The organism is bacterium SCSIO 12643 (genome assembly GCA_024398135.1).
GTDB lineage: Bacteria > Bacteroidota > Bacteroidia > Flavobacteriales_G > Salibacteraceae > CAJXZP01.
In genome coordinates this window covers 455,044-472,245 of the sequence record CP073750.1, presented here as the reverse complement: position 1 = coordinate 472,245, position 17,202 = coordinate 455,044, and the positions used below count along the sequence as shown (strand labels likewise).

The 17,202-nt window shown below is 37.4% G+C and carries 13 protein-coding genes; 4 read left to right on the top strand and 9 right to left on the bottom strand.

Annotation, left to right across the window (positions count from 1 at the left end):
• Positions 1 to 59: 59 nt before the first annotated feature.
• Genes KFE94_02070 through KFE94_02035 form a run of 8 tightly spaced genes read right to left on the bottom strand, consistent with a single transcriptional unit; the run spans position 60 to position 8,444 of the window.
• Entirely contained in the window at positions 60 to 830 is a 771-nt protein-coding gene (locus KFE94_02070) for a tetratricopeptide repeat protein (protein ID UTW66922.1), read from the bottom strand.
• A complete protein-coding gene (locus KFE94_02065; protein ID UTW66921.1) occupies positions 827 to 2,638 on the bottom strand; it encodes a protein BatD in 1,812 nt (603 codons plus the stop codon). The genes KFE94_02070 and KFE94_02065 overlap by 4 nt, the downstream gene beginning before the upstream one ends.
• The gene (locus tag KFE94_02060) at positions 2,639 to 3,505 is read right to left on the bottom strand and encodes a tetratricopeptide repeat protein (protein ID UTW66920.1); all 867 of its coding nucleotides are present in this window, start codon (positions 3,503 to 3,505) and stop codon (positions 2,639 to 2,641) included. It lies immediately after the preceding gene.
• On the bottom strand, positions 3,502 to 4,539 hold the full coding sequence (locus KFE94_02055; GenBank protein ID UTW66919.1) for a VWA domain-containing protein: 1,038 nt from the start codon (positions 4,537 to 4,539) through the stop codon (positions 3,502 to 3,504). The genes KFE94_02060 and KFE94_02055 overlap by 4 nt, the downstream gene beginning before the upstream one ends.
• Positions 4,539 to 5,528, bottom strand: coding sequence for a VWA domain-containing protein (locus KFE94_02050; GenBank protein ID UTW68196.1), 990 nt, complete (start codon positions 5,526 to 5,528; stop codon positions 4,539 to 4,541). Before KFE94_02050 ends, KFE94_02055 begins: the two co-directional genes overlap by 1 nt.
• A gap of 1 nt (position 5,529) precedes the next feature.
• A complete protein-coding gene (locus tag KFE94_02045; GenBank protein UTW66918.1) occupies positions 5,530 to 6,480 on the bottom strand; it encodes a hypothetical protein in 951 nt (316 codons plus the stop codon).
• 23 nt (positions 6,481 to 6,503) lie between these two features.
• Positions 6,504 to 7,379 (bottom strand): DUF58 domain-containing protein, encoded by an 876-nt coding sequence (locus KFE94_02040; protein UTW66917.1) that lies wholly within the window; start codon positions 7,377 to 7,379, stop codon positions 6,504 to 6,506.
• Positions 7,380 to 7,403: 24 nt separating this feature from the next.
• Positions 7,404 to 8,444 (bottom strand): MoxR family ATPase, encoded by a 1,041-nt coding sequence (locus tag KFE94_02035; protein UTW68195.1) that lies wholly within the window; start codon positions 8,442 to 8,444, stop codon positions 7,404 to 7,406.
• 172 nt (positions 8,445 to 8,616) lie between these two features.
• On the opposite strand from KFE94_02035, the gene KFE94_02030 reads away from it, so the two are divergent.
• The 3 genes from KFE94_02030 (at position 8,617) to KFE94_02020 (ending at position 11,874) form a co-directional block, all read left to right on the top strand.
• A complete protein-coding gene (locus tag KFE94_02030) occupies positions 8,617 to 9,003 on the top strand; it encodes a nucleoside triphosphate pyrophosphohydrolase family protein (protein ID UTW68194.1) in 387 nt (128 codons plus the stop codon).
• 36 nt (positions 9,004 to 9,039) lie between these two features.
• Positions 9,040 to 9,531, top strand: coding sequence for a hypothetical protein (locus KFE94_02025; GenBank protein UTW66916.1), 492 nt, complete (start codon positions 9,040 to 9,042; stop codon positions 9,529 to 9,531).
• Between the two features lie 345 nt (positions 9,532 to 9,876).
• Complete coding sequence (locus KFE94_02020) at positions 9,877 to 11,874, top strand: T9SS type A sorting domain-containing protein (GenBank protein ID UTW66915.1); 1,998 nt, start codon at positions 9,877 to 9,879, stop codon at positions 11,872 to 11,874.
• A gap of 42 nt (positions 11,875 to 11,916) precedes the next feature.
• Here KFE94_02020 and mtaB read toward each other — a convergent pair whose 3' ends face one another.
• Positions 11,917 to 13,206: a tRNA (N(6)-L-threonylcarbamoyladenosine(37)-C(2))-methylthiotransferase MtaB gene (gene mtaB / locus KFE94_02015; GenBank protein UTW66914.1), complete on the bottom strand. Its 1,290-nt coding sequence runs from the start codon at positions 13,204 to 13,206 to the stop codon at positions 11,917 to 11,919.
• Between the two features lie 282 nt (positions 13,207 to 13,488).
• Here mtaB and KFE94_02010 point away from each other — a divergent pair, with 282 nt between their 5' ends.
• Positions 13,489 to 16,974: a hypothetical protein gene (locus tag KFE94_02010; protein ID UTW66913.1), complete on the top strand. Its 3,486-nt coding sequence runs from the start codon at positions 13,489 to 13,491 to the stop codon at positions 16,972 to 16,974.
• Positions 16,975 to 17,202 lie beyond the last annotated feature (228 nt).

The following is a 17,202-nucleotide window of genomic DNA, read 5'->3' as shown; positions in this document are numbered from 1 at the left end:
TATTGGGACTAAAGGTAGGATTTAATTTTGCCGGTAAGGTAAGATTTATGACAGACGGTTTAAATCACCATTAAAGTCTCCTCAGGAATCCAGCCAATACTTCCGTCTGGTAACATAATCTTTAACCATTGTCCGGATGTTTTGAGTACTTTCACTTTTAGTCCATTATGAATCACGAATAAAACGGTACTGGTTGTATTAGGTTCCGAATAGATATTAGTTCTGGTTTCAAAAATAATGGCATTTTGCTCCGCAATATTTTTATGATATTGTGCACGTGCAAATAGGAAGGTCATTCCGGTAGCCAGTAAGAGAACCAAAAATAAATAGAAGGATAATTGCTTAACTCCGGTGGATCTGGTCATTAAAAATAAGAGCAGACTTAACATGCCTAAAACGATGAATACAATACTTATATATGCCCAGGTATCCATTGCAAATGAATTGACCAGTGTATACCACCATTCTTTATAAAAAGGGGTAGGGAGGGTTTCAATTTTGTCTACGATTTGCTTATTGGCCAAAGCCAGATTGTATTTGATATCTTCACCATTTGGTTGCATTTTTAATGCTCGTTCATAGTAAAGAATCGCCTCAGTGATTTTGTTGAGTTTGTAGTAACAGTTTCCAATATTGTAATATAAATCTGAAGAACGCATGCCAGATTCGGCAATGGCATTATACGACTTTAAGGCGTCTTCGAACTTTTGTTCCTGATAGCTTTGATTTCCCAGTGTGTATAGCGAATCATAATGCGCATTAAGTTCAGAACTTATTGCCATAAACTGAAAACCGGATACCAAAAAAGAGATTAATATGAACTGTTTCATTTGATTTCGTCTTCAAGTTTAACAATAATGTTTTGCGCCTGTTCCAAAAGTTCAGCATCGCTGATTTGACTTACCGGAGCAAATCGAGCCATTTCACAATGATCCAAAGTAGTGATCAGAAGTTGTACAGTATTTTCAGAAACCTGATGCTGGAGTAGTTTCTTTTGTATAAATGATTTGTTTAAATCTGTATTGGCAATATTGAGTTTGTTGGCCAAATAACCATTTAGAGCTTTAAAAACAGATTCGTAAAATGCGTTTTTGTTATTGGATTTAAGTGTTTCTTCAGCTTGTTTGAGTAAACGTTTAGCAAACTTTGTTGCTTTACGTTTTTTCATACCAATAGTATCCGCTTGTAACTCATTTTGTCTTCGTAAAATGATATAGGCTAATCCTGCAAGAAATATTGGAACAACGATCCAGAAATAATACCATACGGAATTAAAGAAGGAAGTACCTTCCATTTCTAATTCAGGATTTTTGGTATGAATGAAACGAATATCAGTTCCCAGACGAGAAACATCTTGTCGGTTAACTCCCGGACCCTGGGCTCCTCCTGAACCGGCATCAGAAGTTCCGGAAACATTAACTTCTACCGCCTCGGATTCGATGGTTTTGTACTTTTTTGTAGCCAGGTCAAAATAAGAGAATGAAATGGATGGGAATTCATAAGTACCTCCATTTCTTGGTATAGCCAGATATTCCCAGGTTTTAGCCCCTGCTAATCTATTGGCTTTATTATTTACGCTAGATTTTAATTTTGGATCATATACCTCAAATTCCTGAGGCCAATTCGGAACAGGATGATCAATAAGTGGGATATTTCCAGAACCAGAGATTTTAATGGAATAGTTTAACGCATCGTTTACCGCCAATTCTGTAGGGGTAATTTTTGTAGAAAAATTAAACTGTCCAACTGCTCCTGAAAAACCTTCAGGGGCTCCGGGAGGCAATGGCTTTACATTGATTTTTATGGGATTACTTTTTAAAAGAACGTTGACATCTTTCATTTGATACCTTGGACCAAACCAGGTATTTACCGGTTTTGAACCCTGAATTTGTACCACAGCATCCACTTCAAGAGGGATCAAAGTAAGCTCTCCGGTTTTCTGTGGAATTAAAATGGTTTTCTTTAACGTGAAAACGTCATATTGCATCCCTTTAATAATCTCTCTGGTGTGGTTATTGTTATTGCTAATCTCAATATCAGAAGTATAGAATCCGTCAAATTCAGGCATCCTTTGCGCTTCAATCCCTCTTAAGCTCGCACGATTGTACAATTTATAAGTCGCAATAATTTGTTCTCCCTGATAGACCGTGCGTTTATTGACTTCCAGGCGTATAAAAATGTTCTTCTTGAGTTCCTTTTTTTGTTTTTCCTGACGGTTTACTTCGGATTGAGTAGTTGCAGAACCATTGCCATTTTGATTTGCTGAAGCTTCCGTTACTGTGATTTCAACAGGTTTACTTTTGTAGGTTTTCCCTTCAAATTGAATCCGCGCAGGTTCAATAGTATACTTCCCTTTATTCAACGGAGAAAGAATATAAGAGTAGCTGACACTACTTGACATTTTTCCGTTGATATAACGCATCTCGGATGATTTACTCGGGCCACGTAAAATTCTGAAATCTTTGGTCAGGTTTCCCGGAGCGGTAAAATCATCACCAGAAGCATTAAACTGAAAGCTTAAGGTGAAATTGCCTCCTTCCGGTACGGTGTTTTTGCTAACCAAAGCATTCAAAACCGGAGTTTGCGCTGAAGCAATACCAGATGTTAAAAATAATATGAAGAGTATCAGTCTATTCATCTACCAATCTTTTTCTGATTTTTTACGTGAAGCAGCTTTAGCTTTCTTTTTAGCAACGTTTTCTCGTGTCTTTTTCTCTTTATCCTCCATTGCTTTTAACAAACGCTCCGCATCAGCTTTTGACATTTGACCAGGTTGAGGTTGTTGATCTTTTTGATCCCCTTTTTCATCCTTTGGATCTGATTTTTGATCATCCTTATTTTGATCCTTGTTGTCTTTGTTGTCCTTGTTCTGGTCTTTGTTTTGATCGTCTTTATTCTTTTCCTGGTCTTTATTCTGATCTTTATTCTGGTCTTTGTTTTGATCCTTGTTTTGATCTTGATCTTTGTTCTGATCCTTGTTATCCTTATTGTCTTTATTCTGATCTTTATTTTTATCGTCCTTGTTCTGGTCGTCTTTATTTTGATCTTGATTGTCTTTATCCTGCTGATCTTGTTTTTGTTGTTCTTCTAGTTTCTTTCTGGCGTACTCATAATTATATCGGGCTTTTGAGTTTTGCGGATTGGCTTTCATTGCATTTTTGAAGGCATTCATTGCATCCTGATACTTCTGCGTTTGCATATGTGCATTCCCCATGTTGAAATACGAGTCTGATTTGATTTTAGGATTTGTAGTTGTTTGCGCCAGTTGTTCGTACGTTTTGATCGCATCAGCATATTTTCCTGAACGATATTGCGCATCTCCAAGGTTGAATTTGGCACTTTCCATTTTAGGATCTATCTCCAAAGCTTTTTCGTACTCCAAAATGGCTTTTTGTGTAGAATCTATTTTATAAGACGCATTACCTTCACGTACCCACTTCTTAGGATTTTGAGAAAAACCTAAAAGCGCGATAAATAACCCTATGAATGCGAATAGATACTTCATTTTTTGACTTCGAATAAATTTAACTTATCCATAAACTTCATACGTTTCTCCGGCCATAAAATTTCCAGAATCAAAAGTAGAACAGCGGCAATTAAAAAGTATTGAAAACGATCTTCATAATCACTATAAATTTTGGATTCCAGTTCGGTGGTTTCCAATTTATTGATTTCTTCTAAAATGGATTTTAAACCAATATTTCCGTTATCCGCTCTAAAAAATCTGCCACCTCCTGCTTCCGCAATATCCGTAAGCATCTGTTCATTTAATTTGGTCACGATGGTATTCCCTTCTTTGTCTTTTCTAAAGCCCAGTTGAATTCCATTACGATAAATAGGAATTGGAGCACCCTGAACTGAGCCTAAACCAATGGTATATACCACAACACCCATATCTTGTGCTTTTTCCGCCAGATTTACCGCATCTTCTTCATGATCTTCACCATCTGTTACAATCACAATGGCTTTGCTGGTTTTGGTGTTGTAATCAAATGATTCCAAAGCCATATCTAATGCGGCACCAATAGAAGTTCCCTGATTGTTGACACTTGTGGTGCTTAATGAATTGGTAAATAGTTTTGCAGCTGCATAGTCTGTGGTTAATGGCAACTGTACATAAGCACGTCCTGCAAACACAATGATACCCAAACGATCGCCATCCAAATTATCAATCAATTTTTCTACACCCATTCGTGTACGCTCCAAACGATTTGGGCGAATGTCTTCGGCCAACATACTGTTAGATACATCTACCGCAAGCATGATGTCAATACCTTCACGTTTGGCCTCATATAATTTACTGCCAATTTGAGGATTGGTGATTCCCAGAATAAGGAAAATCCATACTCCTGAAAATAGAAGAAAATGCATCCACTTAGATTGAAAACTCATCTGAGGTAATACATACCCTCGGAACTTCACATGACTGAGTTTGCGAACCATTTTCTTGGTCCAGATTAAATCTATCGCAAATACAATTGCGAAGATCGCTATTGCAGCTAACCACCATAAATATTCTGTATGTGCTAAACGAAACATTATATGGAAATAGATTTTAGTATGGTTTTACGTAATAAAAACTCCAGAAGCAAGATAATCGCTGCGGCCATGGCCCAACTATAAAACTGTTCATTTCGCTTTCTGAATTCTTTAACGTCAATTTCAGTTTTTTCTAACTCGTCAATCTGTGCATAAATACCTTCCAAAGATTCATTATCTGTGGCTCTAAAGTATTTGCCATTGGTTTGCTTTGCGATTTTCTTCAGTGTGATTTCATCAATAGAAACACGTTGATTGCGGTAGATGATCTGACCATTGGGTTGAGAGAATGGCATAGGTGCCATGCCATTGGTGCCCACTGCAATTGTATAGACTTTGATACCAAATTTGCGTGCAATTTCAGCAGCGGTTAATGGAGGAATATCACCGGAGTTATTAGTTCCATCTGTAAGTAAAACCACCACTTTACTTTTAGCTTCACTTTCTTTGAGCCTATTTATAGCAGTTGCCAATCCCAAACCAATTGCGGTTCCATCTTCAACCATACCATTTTGTAAACTTCTCAATAAACCTTTAATTACCGAATGATCGGTAGTTAAAGGAGATTGTGTGTAGGCTTCTCCGGCATAAATCACCAATCCGATTCGGTCATTGATTCGTTTATCTACGAAATCCGCTGCTACCGTTTTGGCGGCTTCCAATCTATTGGGTTCCAAATCACGCGCAAGCATAGACCCGGAAATATCCATGGAAAGAATAATATCAATACCTTCAGCTTTAATATTTTGCCAACTACTGGAAGATTGTGGACGCGCAATGGCTACCAGAATAAGTCCCAGCGCAACTGTTTTAGCAATGAATAAGCTATGATATAAAATGATCTTAAAGGTCGGAGCGGTTTTTTTTGCGAATGAAAGTGTAGGCAGGTTTACTTTCGTTTTCCGGCCTTCATATCTCATAAAGTGCCAAAGCCATAGTAACGGAACAATGACCAAAGTCCATAAAACCCACGGATATGCAAACTCAATATTATTCATTTGTGGTATCCTGTTCTTCTTGGGGTTCTACAATTTTGGTGCTTTCCACTAGCTCAAATGCAATGTGCATACATTGTTCGTTTTCTTCAGGTAGAGGAGTGGCTTTCGCAAATTTTACCAAATCGGAAATCCGTAACGATTCGATAATTCTTTGACGTAAAGCTCTGTCCATTTTAGCTTTTTTCAACAGATGCTTAATTTCATCTGTAGTGGATTCCTTTACCGGGATATGGAATCTATTTTCAATATATTCTCTGGTAATGTCTGAGATTTGGACATGGTAAGCCTTAAATGCACCAACTTGCCAGAGTTCTTCTGATTTCAACTGATTTAATCGTTCAATAGCCAAAACGTGTGCAGCCACTTTAGGAATAATTGGTGCAGTTGATTTTTTCTCCGGAGTTTTTCCAATCAGGAAGGCGATAATGGCAGCCATAATTATCGCTCCATAAGCCAACAATCCATAGATGTAATATTCCTGAATATATTCCAATAAAGTCATCGGAACTTCAATAGGTTCCACAATGTCTACAAACGCTTTAGAAGTATCGACTTCTACGGTATTGACTTCAAATAGAAAAGCATCGGTACTAAATGGGATAGAATCTATCCATACAGTAACTTCAGGGAATGCCCATAAACCAGAATCAAATGAAGTGATGACCCATTGCTTTTGGTACCCTAATATGTTGGCCTTTGTGGTAGAATCATCAAATAATGTATCAATCGGATGTGACTCGATGATCTCCAGAGGAGTTGTAATCGTATCTTTAAATTCAGGCCAAATAATTTCTTCATGAGCCGAAGCATTTACCTGCAATTCTACCCGAACCTGCTCACCAATTAAAATGGACTGGCTAAACGGATTAATAGAAACTCTTTTGGTTTGCGCCAAAGAAAGTACGCTGATAAATGAGAGTAACACTATAAATCCCCATTTCAAAGTGCTATGTTTTAACGCCTCAATCATCGCTTAGATTCTCTTTTTTTGAATAGTTTCATCAATGGTTGTACGTAATTCTCATGTGTAGGCATAATAGCCGAATCTACACCGGCAGTCTTAAAAGTTCGTTCTAATTCCTCTTCGAATTTTAAAAGCTCATAAGCATAAGCTTCCTGGAATTTTTTAGAACTGGTATCTGCCCAAAACACTTCATCTGTTTCCGGATCTGTTAATGGAACCAGTCCAACTTCAGGGAATTGACTTTCAATAGGATCAGTCACTCTAAGTGCTACCAAATCATGTTTTTTGTTCGCTAGTTTGATGGCTTTTTCAAATGGACTACTGATAAAGTCAGAAATCAAAAAAGCAATGCTTCGTTTTTTGATGACTCCAGTGAAATAGCTCAGGGCCATTTCAATATCTGTTCCTTTACTGTCTGCTTTGAAGTTGAGCAGGTCACGGATGATATGTAATGTGTGTCCACGACCTTTCTTGGGCGGAATAAACTTTTCAATTTTATCGGAGAAAAAGATGACTCCAATTTTATCGTTATTCTGAATTGCGGAGAATGCTAAAACTGCACAAATTTCAGTTACATAGTTTCTTTTTAGAATTTCGTGGCTGCCATAATCTTCTGAGGCGCTGACATCTACAATAAGCATTACGGTTTGTTCACGCTCTTCTTCAAAAATCTTTACATATGGATGTCCCATCCGTGCAGTTACATTCCAATCAATTTTTCGGATTTCATCACCCGGCTGATATTCTCTAACTTCAGAGAACGTCATCCCTTGTCCTTTAAAGGCACTATGATATTCCCCAGAGAAAATCTGATTGGATAACCCACGAGTTTTAATCTCGATGCGTCTAACCTTACGTAATAGTTCTTTTGTTTCCATTTAGTGTGGTAGCAGGAGAAAATGTTACGGAACTTCAACTTTATTCAGAATGTTATTGACAATATCAACACTGGTAATGTCTTCTGCTTCTGCTTCGTAAGAAATTCCGATTCGATGTCTCATGACATCCATACAAACGGCACGTACATCCTCAGGAATCACATAACCTCTTCGGTTGATAAAAGCATATGCTTTTGCTGCTAAAGCCAAACTAATAGAAGCTCTTGGAGAAGCTCCGAAGCTGACTAAATTCTCATGATGATCTAAGCCATAATCTTTTGGGTATCTGGAAGCAAAAACAATATCAACGATGTATTGCTCAATTTTTTCATCCATATAGACCTGACGAACCACCTCACGGGCTTTGATTACATCATCAGGTTTGCACACAGGGTTAGGTTTGGCAAAACCTTTAGCCTGCATATTCATTCTTACAATTAGTTTTTCTTCTTCTCGGGTAGGATAGTCAATAACCACTTTCATTAAGAAACGGTCTACCTGTGCTTCCGGAAGCGGATATGTACCTTCTTGTTCTACCGGATTCTGAGTAGCCATTACGAGGAATGGTTTAGGTAGCGGGTATGTGGTATCTCCAATAGTGACCTGACGTTCCTGCATTCCTTCCAGTAACGCACTTTGCACTTTAGCAGGCGCACGATTGATCTCATCTGCTAATACAAAATTGGCAAAGATCGGCCCTTTTTTATTGGTGAACTCACCTGACTTGGCATTGTAAATAATGGTTCCAACCAAATCGGCAGGAAGCAAATCCGGAGTAAACTGAATTCTGCTAAAATCTGCATCGATCGTTTTTGATAGTGTGGTAATGGCCAATGTTTTTGCCAGACCAGGAACCCCTTCTAAAAGTATATGTCCATCGGCCAACATAGCGATCAATAATCTATCGATCATATATTCCTGACCGATCAGTACTTTCTTCATCTCCATTCTTACGAGATCAATAAAAGCGCTTTCTTTTTGAATCATTTCATTGAGTAATCTGATATCTACAGCCGGGGTAGAAGTAGCAGCTGTATTTTGATTCAATCCGTCTGATTGTAACATATCCATTTTGTAAGCATTTTTTAGCAACCAACAAATATGGATTAATGATAATTTTAATCAAATCCGACCTCGTTAAATTTTGTTAACAATTCTGTTTGAAAACCTTAATTTTATTGATGTTTTGAAATTACTTTGAATTTCTAAAACTGGAAATATGGATTCAAAATTGACACTGGAAAAAACGATAAAATTAGTTCGTGAATTTCATGATGCTTTCGGTATCAATAGTATAGATCAGCCTTCGGTGAAATTGGATCCTAAAACAGTTCAATTGCGTTTTGATTTAATGCAAGAAGAAAATCAGGAATATCTGGAAGCCGCGCAAAAAGGTGATTTGGTTGAAGTAGCTGATGCTTTAGGTGATATGCTGTATATTTTATGTGGAACAATGTTAGCGCATGGAATGCAGGGGAAAATTGAAGAGGTGTTTACCGAAATTCACAGGAGCAATATGTCGAAATTGGGAGCAGATGGAAAACCAGTATATCGTGCGGATGGGAAAGTCCTTAAAGGGGAGAATTATTTTAAACCTGATATTGGTGCTTTTTTTGATAATTAACTATTTTCGAAAACATTATGATATAATATTTTAACTATGAAAAACCTTTTACTTATTAACCTTTTGGCTCTTATCATGTCTTCATGTGCATTTCATACTGGAATGATGACTGGAAATGCGAGTATTGCAAATAATAACTTTAGAGTCGCAGGAATAATTGATGGTCAGGCTTCTACTACACATATTTTAGGCATTGGAGGACTCTCAAAGTCAGCTTTGGTATTGGAAGCTAAGAAGGATATGTTGACGAATTACCCACTGAGAAAAGGTCAGGCTTTAGCCAACGTGACTGTTGATATAAAAAAGACATTTGTTTTATTTTATGAAAAAACTCTGATAACTGTTTCTGCTGATGTGATAGATTTTAATCCAATGGATACCGAAGAGGAATTCGAAGATGTATATTTACTTTATAACCCCAATGCACATGTAGGATTTAAGGTTGGAGATACTGTTTACGTAATGACCAACGAGTATGCGATGACTTTGGATAAAGGTTATGTTTCTGGTTTTGGACAAAAGCGGTGAGAAGTAGTATACACTAATGGGTATAGTAACTATCATTATTCACATGTTTTACATGCCTCTAAAACCGAAGATCAAATTCGATACTATGGATATGAAATAGGTCAGGAAATTGAATATATAGCTACTAACGGTGAAATTAAAAGAGGGATTATTTTCTGTATCAATTCAAAATACGCTGGTGTGAAGGAGAAAAATGCTCTAGAAAAGAATTTTAAATGGGATTTGATTCCACTGGGTAGAATTCGAACAATTTGATTCGATTATTAAGAAGTTAGTTATGGTTTGATAAGATAAATACATACATTTGGATTAGTAAAACTCTATACTAACTTTAAAATATCTAAAATGAAAAAAGTATCATTAATCCTAATGTTCGTGGTCATTAATATTGCCGCGTTTTCTCAATACCAAAACTATCATATCAAGGAACATTTTGACAAAATGTTTATCGAATCTTACCAGAATAGGACTAAATACGATTATACCGGATATGAACTACAATTGGGTGGCGGTAGTGGCTTAGCAAGTAGATTGTCATCAGCCTGGTGTCCTGCATTGGAAGCATTGTTAACGATGTATGAAACGACAAAAGATAAAGCATACTTATATGCTTTTATGAAGGAAAGTACACAAATTATTAATTCTAGACGAGATTATGTGTATGGTTCTAATCATTATCCATTATGGTTTCGTGATGTCGATTATAACAATAACGTAGATGCTACGGGAAATGGTTTAGGGGCTGCATTTAATGGTCGTGTATTGTTAGTTCTCGCACATTTTAATTATATCGTCAAAAAAGATTGGTACCTTCAAAACACGCCAATTGAGCTATATCCAGGAGAGGATAGAAATACGCTATACAAGAATTATTACACTTTCGGAGCGTATGCCAATTGGGTGGAAAAAAATGTTGATCAGACGTTGAAATGGGCGATTTCGTGGAACAATTCTCAAAATATGAATAACATGTGGTATAATGATTCAGAATGTTTAAACAAGAGTGGTATGGGGCATAACTTTGCCAATGAAGCTATGGCAGAATTTAATCATCAAACTCCCTGGGCCATTGCATTTTTGTACATGTATCTGTCTAATGTAAATAACTATTACTTATATGGACAAAGGGCTGTGGATATTGCAAAGTTGATTATGGGAAATGGCTGTGATGAACAAAATTGCGGTTGGACAGCGCAATGGCCGACTTCTAATGCTTTGAAATATAATTTTTCAACTGGCGCATATTGGTGGAGACATAATCCTTGGAATGCGTGTTCTTACACTTTTACTGAAGATATGGGACATGCCACATGGGATATCATGTTTCCATTGTTATATAATAAGAACAAGTCTTTGATTTATAATCATGTAACTACCGGTCAATACTTTGAGAATTTCCATATGGAAAGATTTAGAAACACTTTCACTAAGAATATATGGGATAATAATTATGTATGTTGTGGAGGACAAGTTTATGATGGATTCCATATGGGGGTTGACGGTACCACGCAAAATAATATATACACAGATTTTATGACCTTTACTTTTGATGATCCTAAAGCGAGACTATTTGGATTAGCATGGACTCCATTATATAAGTTTGACAATTCAGGAAGTAATACTGCTCCAAATGTTTATAACATAATTATGGATTTATATGGTGCATATATTAAATATCACAATGATGCTTCTGTTTATTACATAACTGAAGGAATGCGTATGAAAGGATGGGGAGATATGGTTGCTGCACATTGGGATAAAGAGTGTTATAGCTTATACTTAAGCAATAGATATTGTTATTTTGATCAGGATTTTTATGCAAAGGATAACCTTTATGTGGGTTATGAAAACTCACCATATCAAGCGGATGATGCTATGGGAAATAAAAATTATTCAGGAGGAGATTTTGTTATTCAAAGTGGAGTGAAAGTTGTTTTTGAAGCAGGAGGACAAGTATTCTTTGGTCCAAACTTCGTTGTTGAGCCAGGAGGTGAATATGAAGTTATTAATCATAATTCTGAATTGTGTCTGGAAAAAGGAGAATGGAAGAAGGGGCTTAGCATAAATGAAACGGAAATATTTAAAGAGTTGAGTATATATCCTAACCCTGCTTCTGAACAGTTATCAATTGAACTGTCAGGTGTGAATTCAAGCTTAATCTCTGAAATATACATGACAGATGCAGTAGGAAAAAGAGTAAATGTTGGAATCAATAAGACTCAGATCGGGAATGATTCAAAATGGACCTTACAGACAAATGAAATTCCAAATGGAATTTACATACTGAGTTTTGTAGCTGATGGGTTTATTCATAATGAAAAGGTAATTATCCAGCACAAATAGTCTTTCATAAGCGGGGCCTTATATATAAAAGGCTCCGTTTTTTTAGCCTACCCTCACCACTCCTTCAGGTGCCAATTCTTTTAGCGTGACTTGCTCAAAAGTATTGGTTAAATCGGCATCATAAGGTTTGGATACTTTTACGTAATTTTCGGTAAAACCATGCATCATTCCATCTTCATCTTGATGTGATTCCCATAAAACGGTTTTGGTTTTGCCCAATTGCGTTTCATTGAATGCACGTCTTTTCTTTTGTGATAAGATTCTTAGTTTTTCACTACGTTCATTTCTCACATGCATTGGGACCGGATGGTCCATACGATTGGCGATGGTATTTGGTCTTTCGCTATATGTGAATACATGAAAATAGGAAACGGGTAGGTCTCTTACAAATTCAAAAGTTTCCATAAATTCTTCGTCCGTTTCTCCAGGGAATCCTACAATGATATCCACACCAATACAAGCGTCTGGCATAGCTTTTTTGATGGTATGTACCCGGTCCGCATACAATTCTCTGAGATATTTCCTTTTCATATCTTTAAGAATCCGATTGGATCCAGATTGTAATGGTACATGAAAATGTGGAACAAACCTGTTACTCTGCGCAGAGAAATGAATAATCTCGTTGGTGAGCAGATTTGGTTCGATAGATGATATTCTAAAACGATCAATTTCAGTTTGATCTAACACCTGAATTAAATCATGGAAATTTTCATCCGTTCCAATTCCGAACTCTCCAGTGTTTACTCCGGTAAGAACTACTTCCTTCACGTCCGTTTGTTCAATCTCGCTCACCACTTTCATAGTTTCCGCAATGCTTTGTGAACGGCTATTACCACGTGCTAAAGGAATGGTACAAAAGGAACAGAAGTAATCACATCCATCCTGGATTTTTAAAAATGTACGGGTACGATCTCCAACAGAATAAGAAGGATAGAAGGTTTTGGCGCGACTCACTTTTTTATAGTGTGCTTGCTTATCGTCAGTTTCCAGTTGCTCCATGTATTTTGCCACATCAAACTTTTCACTGGCTCCTAAAACCAAATTAACTCCAGGGATTTTTAAAATCTCTTCTGGTTTTAACTGCGCATAGCAACCCAGGACAACTACTTTGGCGTCCGGATTATATTTCTGCGCACGTCTTACAATATTTCTACATTTACGATCTGCATTTTCGGTTACGGAACAGGTATTAATAACGTAAACATCTGCGCCATGTTCAAAATCTACCTTGGCATAGCCGGCATCTTTTAAATTACGTGCGATAGTCGATGTTTCTGAAAAATTCAGTTTACAACCTAAAGTGTAATATGCAGCAGTATTATAAGCTTTCATTGGCGCGCAAAAGTATATCGTTTAAATGAAATAATAGATGCATATGCGATAGGATGAATGCGAATATTCTGTTAAACACTATGGTCTTGTGACGAAATGGGTATTTATTAGGAGAAACGGAGTTGGAGAATACTAAAGTTGGTTTTATTTTTGTTTTCCCCTTGCCACATCGATCTGATGCCATTTTAACCAATGAATCAATTTGTTTAGAGTTCATAAAATTGCATCTGATCACATACTAAATTGGCTAAATTTGCGTGTTCGTATAAACTAAACATCACCATGATACATAAATTCCCCAAGTTTATTTTGTTCATTTTATTGAGCTGTTTGATGTTCACCGTTCCGGTTTATTCTCAGGAAGATAATGGTGGAGCAGAAGGTAGTTCTGGAAAAGTCGGGAAGGCAGATTTAACGATTAGCGGAACTTTATATGCAGATGGGTTACGTCTGGAAAATGTGTCTTTGTTGCTCAAGGAAGATGGAGATGTAGTAGATGAAGTACGTAGTGATGAGAACGGAAAATTTAAAGTAAAAATCAAATTAGATAAGATTTTTACGTTGCACTTTGTAAAGGATGACTTTGCAGATAAGATTGTGGAAATAGATACCCGTAATGTTCCCGAAAACAATCGAAAATACCCTTTCTATTACAAAGGCTGGAGGGTAGATATGTATCCATTGGATTTGGATGTGGATTATTCTATTCTAAAAAAACCTGTAGCGGTTGTGGTGTATAACCCAACGGAAGATGGATTTAGTACCGATAAAAAATACGAACGTTCAGTCCGTCCAAGTTTGATAAAATTAGCGGATCAGGTGTATGATGCATATGAGCAAAAAGACGTTAATTCGGAAGAAGCTTATGATGATTATATGTTGGCCGTAAAAGATGGTGATGCTTTCTTAAAAGAAGGAGATTATGAAAATGCATTGATTCAATACGAGGCAGCCAAAGAGATTTTACCTAAAGAAACATATCCGGACAAACAGATTAAGAAAACGATGGCCATCATGCAGGCCAACCAATCTGTGGATGAACAGTACGCGACTCATATTCAGGCTGCGGATGAGGCATTTGACAACAAAGAATGGGAAACAGCGCGTAAGAATTACGAAATGGCGCATGATGTGAAGCCAAAGATTGAATATCCAAAAGATCAGATCGATAAAATTATTAAGAGTATAGCGGCAGAAAAAGCATTAGCCGCTGAAATGGCAGAAAAGGAAAGAAAAGCCAAATACGATGCGGTCATTGCTTCAGCGGATTCATTATTGGCATTATCAAAATATGCAGAGTCTAAAGGAAAGTACAACGAAGCTGTTGCGATGGATTCTAAACAGGTATATCCAAAGACTAAAATCAAAGAGATTGACGCTATTTTAGCGTCAAATGCGAAAACGGATAAGGATTATCAAAGTCTGTTAGCTACCGCAAATACGCAAATGAACAATAAAGATTATGATGCGGCAAAAGCTTCATATAATCAGGCATTGGCTTTGAAGCCGGATGAGGCTTTACCAAAAACAAAGATTTCTGAGATTGATGTGTTGCTGGCAAATATGGCTGCATTGAAAGCGAAAGAAGCAGAGTTGGCTGCTCAAAAAGAGGCTGCATTGAAAGAGCAGTATGATGCCATGATTACCAGTGCAGATGCTTTGATGGTTAATAAAGAATACGAAAAAGCGAAAGCTGAATATGAAAGTGCATTGGCACTAAAACCAAAAGAGGAATATCCAAAAACGCAAATTGCATCAATCAATGAAACATTAGCGAAACTTGAAGGCATCGATAAGCAATACGACAAGTTGATGGCGAGTGCAGCTGAGAAGCAACAAACCGGAAAACTGGAATTGGCTAAAACGGATTATCAGGCCGCTTCTGAGTTAAAACCGTCTGAGCAAAAGCCGAAAGATGAGATTGCAGCAATTGATGCAAAATTAGCGGCTATGGCAGCTGAGATTGCGGCCAAAGAAAAAGCATTGGAGGATCAATATAATGGTCTAATCGCAAGTGCAGATGGTGCTTTGGAGAATAAGGATTATGCAAAAGCAAAAACGGATTATGAAGGGGCATCAGCATTAAAACCAAAAGAAGAATATCCAAAAACGCAAATTGCGTCAATCAATGAAACATTAGCCAAATTAGAAGGCATCGATAAGCAATACGATAGATTGATGGCGAGTGCGGCTGAAAAGCAACAGGCAGGGAAATTGGAGTTAGCTAAAACAGATTATCAATCTGCATCTGAGTTAAAACCAGCTGAACAAAAGCCAAAGGATGAGATTGCTGCAATTGATGCGAAATTAGCAGCTATGGCAGCGGAGTTGGCAGCTAAAGAAAAAGCACTGGAGGATCAATACAATGGTTTAATCGCAAGTGCAGATGGTGCTTTAGAGAATAAGGATTATGCAAAAGCAAAAACGGATTATGAAGGGGCATTGGCGTTAAAGCCAAAAGAGGAATATCCAAAAACGCAAATTGCATCGATCAACGAAACATTAGCTAAGTTAGAAGGTATCGATAAACAATACGATAAGTTAATGGTAAGTGCTGTTCAGAAGCAACAATCCGGGAAACTGGAATTAGCAAAAGCAGACTATCAGGCGGCATCTGAATTAAAGCCAAATGAGCAAAAGCCTAAAGATGGGATTGCGGCTATTGATGCTAAACTTGCGGCTGCGGCTGCTGCGTTAGCAGCTGAGAAAAAAGCGGTTGAAGATAAATACAATGGTTTTGTGGCAGAGGGAGACGCACAAATGGCATTAGAGAAATATACTGAAGCGCAAACCGCTTATGAAAGTGCATTAGAGGTGAAACCAAAAGAGGAGTATCCTAAGACTCAAATAGAAGTGATCAACACAAAACTAGCTGAGATCGCTGCGGCTGAGGCTAAAGCAGAAGCTGAGGCACAGGCATTAGCTGAGAAAGAGCAAAACTATAAAGCTTCGATAGCGAAAGCAGATCAAATGTTTAAAGCTGGAGATTGGAATGGTGCGAAAGCAGAATATCAAAATGCATTGACCATTTTTGAAGGGAAGACGTATCCAACCAGTCAAATCATGCAGATTGATGAGAAGCTTGAATTATTGGCCGCTGAAGAAGCTGCAAAAGCAAAAGCACAGGCAGAATTAGAAGCTAAAGAAGCACAATATCAAACAGCGATTAAAGCGGGTGATGCAGCATTGTTAGCCAAAGATTACGCTAAGGCGAAAACAGAGTATCAGGCAGCACAGCAAATTTTTGCGGACAAACCTTATCCGGGAGTTCAGTTGAAAAAGATTGAAGGTCTGGAATTAGAGGCGCAAAGAAAAGCTGAGGAAGAAGCATTGCTGGCCAAGCAACGTGAAGAAAACCAACAAAAGTTTGATGCTTTAGTTGCAGAAGGTGATGACTTTGTACAAAAAGGAGAATTGGAGAAAGGGAAGTACAAATACGAAGCGGCCCTGAAATTAATTGCGGGTGATGCAGTGGTGACGCAAAAGATGCGTGATGTCTCTGCACAGATTGAAGAAGCACGTAAACTGGCTGAATTCCATGCGAAGAATGATACGGAGTTTAACCGTCAGTTGGCCGAACAATATCCAAATGGTTTAAATGAAACGACCAAGAAAGGAAGTAAAACCACTACACGAATTGTAATTGTAGCCAATGGTAGAGGGGATGAGTACAAGAAAGAAGTGTATAACTATGGTGCGGTTTTCTACTTTAAAAATGGAAAGAAAATTGACGAAGCAACGTACAATAGAGAAACTAAAGGTCATTAATCATATTTAAAATTTAGATTTGAAAACGAAGCCTCTTTTGCGAAAGCGAAAGGGGCTTTTTTTGTGAAGTTATTTTTTGTGTTTTGGGATAAATAAAAAAGCAACTGTATAAGAAAACCCAATAAGTAAAATACAGATTTATTGGACGTTTATATGGTTTCAACGGAGGTTAATATTTTGTTTATAGAAGTATTACAAAACTGTAAGATATGTTACAATTTAAAGTTT

Excerpts from the sequence above, each read along its gene's own strand:
- KFE94_02070 (UTW66922.1), bottom strand. The coding sequence starts at position 830 with ATGAAACAGTTCATATTAATCTCTTTTTTGGTATCCGGTTTTCAGTTT.
- KFE94_02065 (UTW66921.1), bottom strand. The coding sequence starts at position 2,638 with ATGAATAGACTGATACTCTTCATATTATTTTTAACATCTGGTATTGCT.
- KFE94_02060 (UTW66920.1), bottom strand. The coding sequence starts at position 3,505 with ATGAAGTATCTATTCGCATTCATAGGGTTATTTATCGCGCTTTTAGGT.
- KFE94_02055 (UTW66919.1), bottom strand. The coding sequence starts at position 4,539 with ATGTTTCGTTTAGCACATACAGAATATTTATGGTGGTTAGCTGCAATA.
- KFE94_02040 (UTW66917.1), bottom strand. The coding sequence starts at position 7,379 with ATGGAAACAAAAGAACTATTACGTAAGGTTAGACGCATCGAGATTAAA.
- KFE94_02035 (UTW68195.1), bottom strand. The coding sequence starts at position 8,444 with ATGTTACAATCAGACGGATTGAATCAAAATACAGCTGCTACTTCTACC.
- KFE94_02025 (UTW66916.1), top strand. The coding sequence starts at position 9,040 with ATGAAAAACCTTTTACTTATTAACCTTTTGGCTCTTATCATGTCTTCA.
- KFE94_02020 (UTW66915.1), top strand. The coding sequence starts at position 9,877 with ATGAAAAAAGTATCATTAATCCTAATGTTCGTGGTCATTAATATTGCC.
- mtaB (UTW66914.1), bottom strand. The coding sequence starts at position 13,206 with ATGAAAGCTTATAATACTGCTGCATATTACACTTTAGGTTGTAAACTG.
- KFE94_02010 (UTW66913.1), top strand. The coding sequence starts at position 13,489 with ATGATACATAAATTCCCCAAGTTTATTTTGTTCATTTTATTGAGCTGT.